The following is a 12,622-nucleotide window of genomic DNA, read 5'->3' as shown; positions in this document are numbered from 1 at the left end:
ACGAATCAAAGCAAAACTAAAAGGACTTAGTCCTGTGCAATACAGAACTAAATCCCTTCAATAAATATAGTGTCCAACTTTTTGGGGTCAGTACAGTTAGGTGCTTTTATCTTGCCTGCTGAACTCATAAATTTAATACCTTTTTTACTACCCCTCTAATATATCGTACTTGTTTATATTTTATATTAGAGAATTAAAAAGGTAAAAAGTCGGTTAATAATTTTGCGTATTTCATTGAACTGTTTGATATTGGGATAACCTTAAAAAATAATTTTCTTATAGCTTAAGCTATTGTAGAAGTTTGAAAGTACTCTAGATTTTTTCTAGAGTACTTTTCTTTTTAAGTAAAGTAGAGTCAAGTGTTTTTTAACGCTTATCTAAATGTAAAACCCCTTCATCCGAAAAATCGTGAGATTACTTGGATGAGGGGGTGTATTATCTTCAATAGGTTAATGATTTGCCTGTCAGCAAGACAGTTTATCAGTGATTGAATTCAGCTTTGGATTTGACATCGTTAAATTCTTCAGCGACTTCTTGTCCTAGGATATCTTGGTAGGCTGCAAGCTGGATATCCTGACCATATTTGTTTTTAAGTGCAGTAGTGACGAGGCGATAGGCTAGGTTAGCATTTCGTGACAGAATTGGACCGTGGAAGTAACTGCCATAGACGTTTCTATAGTGAACACCTTCGGTACCATCTTCTTTATTGTTACCATTACCGTAGACAACCTTCCCTAATGGTTTTTCATCTTCGGATAGGAAGGTACGCCCTTGGTGATTTTCAAAGCCATAGTAAGTTTCGTTAAATTCTTCGTTATGAATCTTAATATCACCGATGAAGCGATTATCTTCTTGGTTGAGCGTATAATGCCCCATCACACCGATTCCTTCGATACGAACACCGTTTGCCTGAATGTAGTACTGTCCTAAAAGTTGGAAGCCACCACAGATAGCTAGGATAACCTTATCATTTTGGATGAAGCGGTCAATGGGCAGGCGCTTACTTGGCAGATCCTTAGCAACGATCGATTGCTCGTAATCTTGCCCCCCGCCAAAGAAAATCATGTCGTAGTAGCTATCGTCAAAGTCATCTCCGACAGAGACGATGTCAAAGGTCATATTGACACCTAATTTTTCACCGACGTACTTCATCATGAGGATGTTACCATTGTCTCCGTAGGTATTAAGGAGATTTCCGTACAGGTGGGCGACATTGAGTTCGTATTGGTAATTGCGATTATCTGGAGATTTTAAAGAAGTATAGGTCATTAAGCCATCTCCTTTCCAACAGCATGACGGGCAGCGAGAAGCTCACGGAATTCCAGCATAGCAGTGTAAGTAGCTAGGATATAAGCATGATTGGTCTCTTGATTTTCAATTAAGCTCATAATATCGTCTAGTTTCTCTGCTTGTGTGATTTTGTCTGCATCATATCCTGTAACGCGGAGGCGTCTAGCGATTTCAGAATGACGGACTCCTCCAGCATTGATTTCAGTGATAGGCATCTCGTTGATGAGTTCAAAGTTGGCATCCCAAATCCAGCTCGTATCAATTCCATCTGCGTAGTTAGCATTGAGAAGGACTGATAAGCTAAATGGATAGTCAGCTAGTTTAATCATTTCAAGGGCTTGACTGGCACCAACTGGATTTTTGATAAGAACAAGGGTACAAGATTTGTCTCCAATTTTGAAGGTTTCTTGACGGCCAAAGACGGCACGACTCTTTTCAAATCCAGATTTGATTATCTCAGGAGCAACACCGAAATATTCCGCAACTGAAACAGCCGCTAGGGCATTGTAGATGTTATAAAGACCACCAACATTGATCTTGTAATCTTGTCCATCAATCACAAAGCTAGAGCTAGTGTTGGTGATATCAGTCAGCTCTGTCAGACGATAGGTTAAGTCAGGTCTCTCAAAGCTACAATTTAAGCAGATGTAGTCTCCTAGGTTAGCGTATGTATTGAGTTTATACTGTAAGATACTCTCACACTCAGGGCAGACGATACCTTCAGTATTGTAATGAGCTAACTGAGGAGCATGTTTTTCAGTATCGAATCCATAAAATTGAACGGGATTTGATACTTTCCTAGAGTTAAAGAGTGGACTGTCACCATTAGCGAGGATAGTTGCTTGAGGGGCTTTGCTGGCACCATCTAGAATCATTTGATAAGTGGTGTAAATTTCACCGTAACGATCCATCTGATCGCGGAAAATATTGGTAAAGACAAAGAGGCTAGGGGTGATGTACTCAGTAATTTTTGGTAGACTAGCTTCATCAATTTCGAGAACAGCGATTTTTTTACCTGATTTTGCTTTTTTAGCCGTTAGAAAAGTCGATGTAATCCCTGTAATCATATTGGCACCGCTAGGATTGGTCACAATCTCACCAAAGGCTTCTTTGAGAATACCGACAGTTAAGGCAGTTGTTAGTGTTTTTCCGTTAGTCCCTGTAACTACGACAATCTCGTAGTCTTTAGCAAGGCTATCTAAAATTGTTGGGTCGCATTTGAGGGCAATTTTTCCAGGAAGAGTAGAGCCGCGTCCTAGTTTTGAAAGGACAAAATGAGCTGTTTTCCCTGCTAAAATTCCCATAGTAGTTTTAATAGTCATGGTATTATTTTATCATAATTTTTTAGATTGAGTTAAAGAAAATATCTCTCAAAAATGATATAATGAAAAGGATCGAATAGAAAGTGAAAGACCTGACTGTATGAGTATATTTTCGCAATTTGATATGAAGTTTTGGCAGTCATTGGTAGATAGTCCATGGACCATTTTTGTCAATTTTTTGGACATTGCCATTGTCACCTGGTTGCTTTATAAGTTTATCCGAGCCCTAGCAGGGACAAAAATCATGTCTTTGGTGCAGGGAGTTGTTTTATTTGTTATCTTAAAAGGGGTTGCTGAGCTGATTGGCTTAAAGACAATCACTTACTTGATGAATCAAGTCATTACTTATGGTGTGATTGCAGCTGTTGTCATCTTTGCTCCAGAAATTCGATTAGGTCTGGAAAAGTTTGGAAAAACGACCAATATATTGAAAGGGAGTCCGAAGTTATCTCGAGAGGAGAGATTGGTGCAATCCTATGTGAAGGCTGTTGCTTACTTGAGTCCCCGTAAGATTGGTGCTTTGGTTTCCATTCAACAGACTCAGACCCTACAAGAGTATATCAGTACTGGGATACCCTTGGATGCTAATATTTCAAGTCAATTATTAATCAATATTTTCATTCCCAACACCCCTCTTCATGATGGGGCTGTTATTATCAAGGGAGATAAGATTGCAGCATCATGTTGCTATCTCCCTTTGTCTGAATCCCCTCATATCTCTAAGGAGTTTGGGACGCGTCACCGTGCTGCCATTGGTTTATCTGAGAATTCAGATGCGGTAACCTTTATTGTTTCTGAGGAGACAGGAGCGATTTCGGTAACGACTAATGGCGAGTTCATCCATGATTTATCTGTCAAAGAGTTTGAAACCTTGATGTTATCTCTCTTTGTATCGAAAGGGCAAGAGTCGTCTTCACTTTCTCAGAGGGTAAGGAGGCTGTTCAGAAAATGATAAAACGTTTTTTTCAGAGTCGTTTCTTTTATGTTATAGTGGCATTATTATTTGCTTGTAGCTTGTTTTTAACTGCTGCTTCAAGTAATTATAATCAGGTTGGCACACAATTATCACAGGTCACTGAGACTTATACGAATACGATTGAAGATGTGCCAATTGACATTAAGTATGACAGTGACCAGTATTTTATCAGCGGTTATTCATACCAAGCAACAGTCTATTTGACCTCAACAAATCGTGTTAAGTTAGATTCAGAAGTCAATAGTGACACACGTTCTTTTAAAGTGGTTGCTGATTTATCAGGAGCAGTTTCAGGAACAACTAAGGCCAAGTTGAAGGTGACAAATCTTCCTTCTGGAATGACGGCGACTGTTGCACCAGATACCATCTCAGTAACTATTGGTAAGAAAGTTTCAAAAACCTTTAAGGTTATTGGAAATGTTGATGAAGGGCAAATTGCAGATGGTTATGCTCTAAAAAAAGTCTCAGTTGACACAAGTTCAGTAAAAGTAACGAGTGATGAATCGACCATCAGTCAGATTGATCATGTGGTTGCTAACTTACCGGATAATGAAACGTTAGATGGTAACTACACAGGTAAGGTGCCCCTACAAGCGGTAGCTGCAGATGGGACTGTACTTGCTAGTGTTATTGATCCTGCCAAGGTGGGCTTATCAGTAACGGTCAAACGGCTTTCGAAAGTTGTACCTGTCCGTATCGAAGAAACAGGGACTTTGGCTTCAAATCTATCAGCTGTTGTCGCTAAACCTAGCCAACAGACAGTGACTATCTATGGAAGTCAAGCAGCCTTAGATGCTGTGTCAGAGGTCGTTGGTCAAGTTGATATTTCGGATGTCTTAAAAAACACGACAAAAACACTTAATTTAACTGCAACAAATGTTACCGTTGAGCCTATTGTTATTGGGGTTGATTTGACAACTATCAAAAAATAGGACATAATGTAACTGTTTAGAAAATGGAGGAGGGCGCTGTAAAGGCGCTGAGTAACATACATGGGAAAATATTTTGGAACAGATGGCGTTCGTGGCGAAGCAAATGTAGAATTGACACCAGAGTTGGCCTTTAAGTTAGGACGCTTTGGAGGCTATGTCCTTAGTCAGCACGAAAATGGTCGACCAAAGGTTTTTGTAGCACGTGATACACGTATTTCAGGAGAGATGTTAGAGTCTGCTTTAGTTGCAGGTCTTCTCTCAGTCGGTATCGAGGTTTACAAACTCGGAGTCCTAGCTACACCAGGTGTGTCGTATTTGGTTCGTACAGAGAATGCGAGTGCCGGTGTTATGATTTCAGCAAGTCATAATCCAGCTCTTGATAATGGTATCAAGTTCTTTGGAGGAGACGGTTTCAAATTGGATGACGACCGTGAAGCAGAAATTGAAGCTCTTTTGGATGCTGAGGAAGACACGCTTCCAAGACCGTCAGCGGATGGACTTGGAACACTTGTTGATTATCCAGAAGGACTTCGTAAATACGAAAAATTCATGGTATCAACAGGTCTTGACTTGGATGGGATGAAAGTTGCTTTAGATACTGCAAACGGTGCTGCAGCTTCTTCTGCACGTAATATTTTCCTCGACTTAGGTGCTGATATTGCTGTTATTGGAGATCAGCCAGATGGTCTTAATATTAACAAAGGTGTGGGTTCGACACATCCAGAGCAGTTGCAAGATCTAGTTAAAGAATCAGGATCTGCTATTGGTCTTGCCTTTGACGGGGACAGCGATCGCCTCATTGCAGTTGATGAGAATGGTGATATTGTTGATGGTGATAAGATCATGTATATCATCGGTAAACAGATGGCTGCCAAGGGTGAGCTGGCTAAAAATACCATTGTAACAACAGTAATGTCTAACCTTGGTTTCCACAAGGCTCTTGATCGCGAAGGAATCAACAAGTCAGTAACAGCCGTTGGTGACCGTTACGTTGTTGAAGAAATGCGCAAATCGGGTTACAATCTTGGTGGTGAGCAATCAGGACACGTTATCATCATGGATTACAACACAACAGGTGATGGTCAGTTAACAGCTATTCAGTTGACAAAAGTCATGAAAGAAACTGGTAAGACTTTGTCTGAATTAGCAGCAGAAGTGACTATTTACCCACAAAAGTTGGTTAATATTCGTGTTGAAAATAGCAAGAAGCATGTGGCAATGGAAGTCCCAGCTATCGCAGCTGTTATTGAAAAAATGGAAGCTGAGATGGCTGGAAATGGTCGTATTTTGGTACGTCCAAGTGGAACAGAACCACTTCTTCGAGTAATGGCTGAAGCACCAACTGATGCTGAAGTTGATTATTATGTTGATACTATTGCTGACGTTGTTCGTTCAGAGATTGGTTTAGACTGAATTGAAAATTAGGAAAAGAGCTGTTTGGAAAATGTTCTGATTTTCTAAGCAGCTCTTTTAAAAAGTATGAGGAATCCTATAGTGATTGAAAATAAAAAGCTAGAAGCATTACTATCACGATTTCCAGAAGACGTCCAGGAGATTTTTAGCCAGATGATTATTTCCTATCAGTTAGGTTATGTAGATTACGTGTATCAGACGAAGGATGTCTCTGTTCAGAATCGACGTATACGTCACTTGATTAAGAACTTGAGACGTATGGATTATTTCTATGTGATGCCCATGACACAAGAATTAATGGTTTCAGTGATTAATGATTGGCATTATCCTGAGCCGTTTGAGAATTGCACTCTCACACGTCAAGATGCGATATATCAGCAGTGGGCGTCTAGCCGTGACCAATCAGAAAACCTGTTAGCAATTATCCGAAATGGTGCTCATATCGGCTATGCTTGGACGGATACAATAGAAGAAAATGGTATTCATTTAGGGTTTGCTCTTAAGCCTAGCTTAATAGGAAAAGGGTTGGGCCCAGGGTTCTATCAAGCTATTGAGTCTTATCTTAGAGAAAATAGAAATATCACGTTTATAGAGGTAAGTCTGCTAAAAGACAATAATTTAGCAAAATCTTTTTTGGAGCGACAAAATTATAGCGTATTCTCTTCTCAATCAGATAACTTGGTAATGCGTAAAGAAATGGAGGGTATTGAATGAGATTAGATAAATATTTAGCAGATTGCGGTCTAGGGTCTCGGACAGATATTAAAACTTTTCTGAAGAAAAAGAGAGTCACAGTCAACGGCAAGATTGAAACCTCTCCTAAGTATCAGGTGAATCAGGAGACAGACAGTGTTTGCTTTGATGGTCTTGAGCAGTCTTATGAGACTTTTGTTTACTACCTTCTCAATAAGCCTAAAGGGGTTATCTCAGCTACTGAGGACAAGAGTCATCGGACAGTACTAGATCTCTTAGAGGTATCTGATAGAAAGAAAGGTATTTTTCCAGTTGGTCGTTTGGATAAGGACACACACGGCTTGCTATTGTTGACTAACAATGGTGCTTTAGCTCATGCTATGCTATCACCTAAAAAACATGTTGACAAACGTTATCGTGCTCAGATCGAGGGGGTGATGACTGAAGATGATCAGAAAAGCTTTGCAGAAGGCATTGTCTTAAAAGATTTTACTAGCCAGCCAGCTCAATTGACTATATTAGAAGTCGATACTGATTTAGAGACATCGTTGGTAGATATTTGTATTGCAGAAGGTAAATTTCATCAGGTGAAGCGAATGGTGGCTGCCTGTGGTAAGGAAGTAACTGATTTACAACGGTTACAAATGGGTCCCTTATCACTAGATGAGACTCTCGAACAGGGGAACTATCGTCGATTAACTGATCAGGAGTTAGAATCATTAGCAGTATTTGGTGTTCCTTTGTAAGAAGATTATTGACAGTCTTACTGTCTTGTGATTTGATTATTAGGCTAATTCATGTTAATATAAATAGTGATTAAAATCGATAGAAGAGGTAAATAAATGGCTTTTGGAGATAATGGCCCACGTAAGAAAACGGCTTTTGAACGCTTGACACTTTTTGTTGTTATTATTATGGTGGTTATTACAGTGGGTGCACTTGTTCTTAGTGCACTGTCTGCAATTGGATAATAGCACGTCGATAGTCAAGTACTTGATATTTAAGTCTGCTAGGCTGATGTGATATAAAGGGAGTCACTAGGGCTCACATAGGAGAGTTGAACTTCCCTGATTTTGAATAGACCTGATTCGAGGACTAGAGTACCGAGATAATGGCGTTCAGATGTATTATTGGTAAGAGTATCTCAAGTGATTGGTGTAGGGGAGCGCTGAGTTAGTGAAACAGAGTTCCGTGGTGCTAGACCAAGAGATTAAAATGAGCTCAAGGTGATGAGGTTGGACATTTTGCCCAGCCTCCTCTTGTTGCTTACAGTTACTGAAAGATAAAGAAAGGATGAGAGGTTGACCTCTCAAAAAGAGAAATCATGAGTATGTTTTTAGATACTGCTAAGATCACCGTCAAGGCTGGTCGTGGTGGTGATGGGATGGTTGCCTTCCGTCGTGAGAAATACGTTCCAAATGGCGGTCCTTGGGGCGGTGACGGTGGTAAAGGAGGTTCAGTCGTTTTTCGTGTTGACGAGGGCTTACGCACCTTGATGGATTTCCGTTACAACCGTAAATTTAAAGCAAAAGATGGCGAAAAAGGGATGACTAAAGGAATGCACGGTCGTGGATCAGATGATTTGATCGTCTCTATTCCTCCAGGGACAACTGTTCGTGATGCAGAGACTGGTAAAGTGATTACTGACTTGGTAGAAAACGGTCAAGAGTTTGTCATTGCCCAAGGTGGTCGTGGTGGTCGTGGTAATATTCGCTTTGCGACACCTCGTAACCCAGCTCCTGAAATTGCTGAAAACGGTGAGCCTGGTGAAGAACGTGAACTTCAGTTGGAGTTGAAAATTCTTGCTGATGTTGGTTTGGTTGGTTTCCCATCAGTTGGTAAATCAACACTTCTCAGTGTCGTCTCAGCCGCTAAGCCCAAAATTGGTGCCTATCACTTTACGACAATTGTTCCTAACTTGGGAATGGTTCGTACTAAGTCTGGTGAGAGCTTTGCCATGGCTGACCTTCCAGGATTGATTGAAGGGGCTAGCCAGGGGGTGGGGCTTGGAACACAGTTCCTTCGTCACATTGAGCGTACACGTGTTATCCTACATGTTATTGATATGTCAGCTAGTGAAGGGCGCGATCCTTATGAGGATTATTGTCAAATCAACACAGAGCTTGAAACCTACAATCTTCGCTTGATGGAGCGTCCGCAGATTATTGTTGCTAATAAGATGGATATGCCAGAATCGGAAGAAAACTTGAAAGTCTTCAAGGAAAAATTAGCAGCTGAGTACGACGAATTTGACGAGCTTCCAATGATTTTCCCGATTTCAAGTTTGGCACACCAAGGTCTAGAAAACTTGATGGAAGCGACAGCAGAATTGCTTGACCAAACAGATGAATTTCTTCTTTACACAGAGGAAGATATGGAGCAAGAAGAAGTTTACTATGGCTTCAATGAAGATGAACGTCCATTTGAAATTAGCCGTGATGATGATGCTTCATGGGTACTTTCAGGTGAGAAATTGGAACGTCTCTTTGTCATGACTAACATGGAACGAGACGAGTCAATCATGAAATTTGCCCGTCAATTGCGTGGAATGGGTGTCGATGAGGCTCTCCGTGAACGTGGTGCTAAGGATGGTGATATCGTTCGTATCGGCAATTTCGAGTTTGAATTTGTGGACTAATCAGCTTGTAGCTTCCAAGGAGGTTTCTTATGGGAGATAAACCCATATCTTTCAAGGATAAAGATGGTCATTTTGTTTCAGCAGCTGATGTTTGGAATGCTGAGAAATTAGAAGAATTATTCAATACACTTAATCCCAATCGTCGCCTGCGTTTGGAACGTGAGAAAATGGCTAAAAAATCTTAAAACGTAAAAGACATGACATCAAGTTATCTAAAACTGATGTCATGTCTTTTTATTATGGATTGAAGCTATAATAAAAAGAAAGCTCAAAATCGAGGTTTCTTTTTATCGTTTACGCGTTCAAAACTTTATCTAAGAATTCCACAAGACGTGGGTGTTTTGGATTGTCGAAGATTTCATCTGGTGTGCCATCTTCGATGAACTGTCCGCCATCTGTAAAGATAACGCGGTTAGCTACCTTACGAGCAAATCCCATTTCGTGTGTTACGATAAGCATGGTCATACCTTGCTCTGCAAGATCTTTCATAACGTTAAGAACATCACCAACCATCTCTGGATCAAGAGCTGATGTTGGTTCGTCAAAGAGCATGATATCTGGGTTCATTGCCAAACTACGAGCAATGGCAACACGTTGTTTCTGCCCACCTGAAAGGCTAGTTGGTTTGGCATCAGCTTTATCAGCAAGTCCAACTTTTTCCAGCAAGTCCATACCTACTTTATCAGCTTCTTCTTTGGAATATTTGCCAAGCTCAATTGGAGCAAAGGTGATATTTTCAAGAACAGACATGTGAGGGAAGAGGTTGAAGTGCTGGAACACCATACCGATATTTTCACGAGCCTTGTCGATATTTGTTTTTGGATCTGACAATTCAAAACCGTCAACAACAACCTTACCGCTTGTAACGGATTCAAGTAGGTTTAAAGTACGAAGGAAGGTTGATTTACCAGAACCAGAAGGACCGATGATACAAACCACATCGCCTTCATAGAATTTTGCGTCAATCCCTTTTAGGACTTCGTTGTCGCCGTATGATTTGTGCAAATCTTGCACATCAATTTTCAATTCAGCCATTATTTAAGCCTCTTTTCTAAACGTTTTGCAAGACGTGTCAACAAGGTGATGATCACGAGGTAGATAACTGCCAAGATTGCGTACATACGGAATGATTGGTAGTTACGGGCAATGATGATTTTACCAGTTTGGAAGAGTTCGATAAGTCCGATAGCTGATACGATAGTTGTATCTTTCAATGAAATAACGAACTGGTTGATGAAGTTTGGCAACATGAGACGGACTGCCTGTGGCAAGATAACCTTACGCATGGTTGTTCCGTATGGGATACCAAGACTTCGACTGGCTTCCATTTGCCCTTTATCAACGGCTTCAATACCACCACGAACAATTTCGGCAATGTAAGCTCCGCCATTTAGCGAAAGAGCGATAGTTGCTGCGACAAAGTCGTTAATTGGGCTTTGATGACCTGTGATAGATTCGATAAGGTTTGGAATTCCCCAGAAGATAAAGGCGGCAACAATCATCAATGGAATACCACGCACCACGTCAACAAAGATAGCTGAGATTGTGCGAAGAATTTGGCTTGGTGATACTGCCATCATACCAAAGAGAATACCGATAAGCATAGCAATGGCAAATGATAGAAGGGTCAAACCAAGAGTAGTTCCAAGACCTGAAAGTAGTTGTTTGTAGTTGTTTGAAATCAAGCCAAAGATTGTTGACTCATCCACAGATTTTTCAGAACTGTCACTATCATCAGTGGCAATGTATTTTGAGATGATTTTGTTGTATTGACCTGAGTTTTTCAAAGCAGCAAGGCCGTTGTTGAACATTTCAATCAACTCTGGGTTTGTGCCTTTTTTAACGGCAAAACCGTACTCACCTGAAGGTTCACCGTCAATTGGTATTTTGAACTTACGTCCTTGTTTGATAGCGTATTTTAGGACAGCTTCATCATCCATAAGCGCAGCGATAGAACCTGAATTGAGGCTGTCATACATTGATGATGCTTCATCGAAGGCTTTTAGGGTGTAGCCATACTTGCTAGCATTTGCACGAAGGAAATTGTAAGAAGCGGTTCCGTTCTTAGCTCCAACGATTTTACCTTTTAAGTCTTTGTAAGAAGAAACCTTGCTGCTTTTTTGAACAGCTAAGATGATATTTGACGTGTAGTAAGAATCTGAGAAATCAAAGATTTCTTTACGGGCATCTGTCATTGACATCCCAGCGATAACAGCGTCAGCTTGACCTGATTGAACAGCATTGAGTGCTGCATCGAAACCTGGGTTTGAAATTTCAATCTCAAAACCTTGTTGTTTAGCGATTGCTTTTAGGAGTTCCATATCGATACCGACATACTTACCGCTATCGTTTTGGAATTCAAATGGTGCAAATGATGAGTCTGCAACAATTTTGTACTTAGTTTTAACTGGAGTTGCCTTAGCGTTAGCATCGCCTTTACTTTGTTCAGAGCTTGCTTGTTCTCCCAACCATTTGGCCATGATTTGTTCATAGGTACCATCTGATTTCATTTCAGCGAAGGCTTTGTTGAATTCTTCAATCAAATGCTCGTGCTTACTGCCTTTTTTAACTGCAAAAGCGAAGCTTCCGACTGACTCACCATCCATGTTGATAGCGTAGTTCTTACCTTGGTTGATGGCGTATTGAACAACTGGTTGGTCGTCCATTGCAGCATTGATAGAACCAGAGTCAAGGCTGTTGTTCATCAAGTCGCTTGTATCAAATGTTTTAAGTGTATAGCCGTATTTGTCTTGATTTTTCTCAAGGAAGGTTTGTGCGGCAGTTCCATTTTTAACCCCGACGATTTTTCCTTTGAGCTCTTTGTAGCTAGTGACTTTACTGTCTTTACGTGTGTAAATAACAACAGCAGTATCATAGTAAGTGTCAGAGAAAGTAAAGACTTTTTTACGAGCGTCCGTTACAGTTGTCCCTGCCATGAGGGCGTCAGCTTGACCAGCTTGAACAGCGTTAACCGCTGCATCAAAGCCTGGAAAAGTCATATTAACATCCCAGTTAGCACGTTTAGCGACTTCGTTAATAATATCGACGTCGATTCCTTTATAAACTTGATCAGAATCCTTAAATTCAAATGGTGCGTAAGCTGTATCGGATACAATATTAATAGTATCCGCCATTGCTTGACCACCCATTACAAAGAAAACTGAAGCAACCGATAGAAGGGCTGCGAAGAGTTTTTTCTTCATTAGTGAATGTCTCCTTTATTCATTTACCTAGCTATTATATCAAATAAGAAATATTTAAGCAAACATCACCGTCTCTTTGTGTCATAAAATCTAACATGAGATGTTACAAAAATAATATTGCTAGCTTAAAATAAGGAAGAATGCGACACTATTTC

Annotated in this window: 12 protein-coding genes; 8 read left to right on the top strand and 4 right to left on the bottom strand. The window is 40.4% G+C overall.

Annotated features, from left to right (window positions below):
* Positions 1-480: 480 nt before the first annotated feature.
* Entirely contained in the window at positions 481-1,269 is a 789-nt protein-coding gene (gene gatD / locus JOC31_RS07380) for a lipid II isoglutaminyl synthase subunit GatD (protein ID WP_205017518.1), read from the bottom strand.
* Entirely contained in the window at positions 1,269-2,612 is a 1,344-nt protein-coding gene (murT, locus tag JOC31_RS07375; protein WP_205017517.1) for a lipid II isoglutaminyl synthase subunit MurT, read from the bottom strand. The genes gatD and murT overlap by 1 nt, the downstream gene beginning before the upstream one ends.
* 100 nt (positions 2,613-2,712) lie before the next feature.
* Between murT and cdaA the strand changes: the two genes are divergently transcribed.
* From cdaA to JOC31_RS07335, 8 genes are all read left to right on the top strand, one after another.
* Complete coding sequence (gene cdaA, locus JOC31_RS07370) at positions 2,713-3,564, top strand: diadenylate cyclase CdaA (RefSeq protein ID WP_205017516.1); 852 nt, start codon at positions 2,713-2,715, stop codon at positions 3,562-3,564.
* Entirely contained in the window at positions 3,564-4,520 is a 957-nt protein-coding gene (locus tag JOC31_RS07365) for a CdaR family protein (RefSeq protein WP_205017521.1), read from the top strand. Before cdaA ends, JOC31_RS07365 begins: the two co-directional genes overlap by 1 nt.
* Positions 4,521-4,580: 60 nt before the next feature.
* Complete coding sequence (gene glmM / locus JOC31_RS07360; RefSeq protein WP_205017515.1) at positions 4,581-5,933, top strand: phosphoglucosamine mutase; 1,353 nt, start codon at positions 4,581-4,583, stop codon at positions 5,931-5,933.
* 66 nt (positions 5,934-5,999) lie between these two features.
* Complete coding sequence (locus tag JOC31_RS07355; RefSeq protein ID WP_205017514.1) at positions 6,000-6,647, top strand: GNAT family N-acetyltransferase; 648 nt, start codon at positions 6,000-6,002, stop codon at positions 6,645-6,647.
* Positions 6,644-7,372 carry a pseudouridine synthase gene (locus tag JOC31_RS07350; protein ID WP_205017513.1) on the top strand — a complete coding sequence of 243 codons (729 nt, stop codon included), beginning with the start codon at positions 6,644-6,646 and terminating at the stop codon, positions 7,370-7,372. The genes JOC31_RS07355 and JOC31_RS07350 overlap by 4 nt, the downstream gene beginning before the upstream one ends.
* A gap of 96 nt (positions 7,373-7,468) precedes the next feature.
* Entirely contained in the window at positions 7,469-7,597 is a 129-nt protein-coding gene (locus JOC31_RS07345) for a DUF4044 domain-containing protein (protein WP_205017512.1), read from the top strand.
* A 353-nt stretch (positions 7,598-7,950) separates the two neighbouring features.
* Positions 7,951-9,264 (top strand): GTPase ObgE, encoded by a 1,314-nt coding sequence (gene obgE, locus JOC31_RS07340; protein WP_205017511.1) that lies wholly within the window; start codon positions 7,951-7,953, stop codon positions 9,262-9,264.
* 29 nt (positions 9,265-9,293) lie between these two features.
* Positions 9,294-9,449: a hypothetical protein gene (locus JOC31_RS07335; RefSeq protein ID WP_205017510.1), complete on the top strand. Its 156-nt coding sequence runs from the start codon at positions 9,294-9,296 to the stop codon at positions 9,447-9,449.
* A gap of 109 nt (positions 9,450-9,558) precedes the next feature.
* On the opposite strand, the gene JOC31_RS07330 is transcribed toward JOC31_RS07335, so the two are convergent.
* Complete coding sequence (locus tag JOC31_RS07330) at positions 9,559-10,299, bottom strand: amino acid ABC transporter ATP-binding protein (RefSeq protein ID WP_205017509.1); 741 nt, start codon at positions 10,297-10,299, stop codon at positions 9,559-9,561.
* Positions 10,299-12,467: an ABC transporter substrate-binding protein/permease gene (locus JOC31_RS07325; RefSeq protein ID WP_205017508.1), complete on the bottom strand. Its 2,169-nt coding sequence runs from the start codon at positions 12,465-12,467 to the stop codon at positions 10,299-10,301. The genes JOC31_RS07330 and JOC31_RS07325 overlap by 1 nt, the downstream gene beginning before the upstream one ends.
* Between the last annotated feature and the right edge of the window lie 155 nt (positions 12,468-12,622).

Origin of the sequence: Streptococcus saliviloxodontae (genome assembly GCF_016908655.1) — a bacterium.
Taxonomy (GTDB): domain Bacteria; phylum Bacillota; class Bacilli; order Lactobacillales; family Streptococcaceae; genus Streptococcus; species Streptococcus saliviloxodontae.
Note: the sequence above shows the minus strand (reverse complement) of the source record. Positions and strands in the feature narration are given on the sequence as shown.

Excerpts from the sequence above, each read along its gene's own strand:
- gatD (WP_205017518.1), bottom strand. The coding sequence starts at position 1,269 with ATGACCTATACTTCTTTAAAATCTCCAGATAATCGCAATTACCAATAC.
- murT (WP_205017517.1), bottom strand. The coding sequence starts at position 2,612 with ATGACTATTAAAACTACTATGGGAATTTTAGCAGGGAAAACAGCTCAT.
- cdaA (WP_205017516.1), top strand. The coding sequence starts at position 2,713 with ATGAGTATATTTTCGCAATTTGATATGAAGTTTTGGCAGTCATTGGTA.
- glmM (WP_205017515.1), top strand. The coding sequence starts at position 4,581 with ATGGGAAAATATTTTGGAACAGATGGCGTTCGTGGCGAAGCAAATGTA.
- JOC31_RS07355 (WP_205017514.1), top strand. The coding sequence starts at position 6,000 with ATGAGGAATCCTATAGTGATTGAAAATAAAAAGCTAGAAGCATTACTA.
- JOC31_RS07350 (WP_205017513.1), top strand. The coding sequence starts at position 6,644 with ATGAGATTAGATAAATATTTAGCAGATTGCGGTCTAGGGTCTCGGACA.
- JOC31_RS07345 (WP_205017512.1), top strand. The coding sequence starts at position 7,469 with ATGGCTTTTGGAGATAATGGCCCACGTAAGAAAACGGCTTTTGAACGC.
- obgE (WP_205017511.1), top strand. The coding sequence starts at position 7,951 with ATGAGTATGTTTTTAGATACTGCTAAGATCACCGTCAAGGCTGGTCGT.
- JOC31_RS07335 (WP_205017510.1), top strand. The coding sequence starts at position 9,294 with ATGGGAGATAAACCCATATCTTTCAAGGATAAAGATGGTCATTTTGTT.
- JOC31_RS07330 (WP_205017509.1), bottom strand. The coding sequence starts at position 10,299 with ATGGCTGAATTGAAAATTGATGTGCAAGATTTGCACAAATCATACGGC.
- JOC31_RS07325 (WP_205017508.1), bottom strand. The coding sequence starts at position 12,467 with ATGAAGAAAAAACTCTTCGCAGCCCTTCTATCGGTTGCTTCAGTTTTC.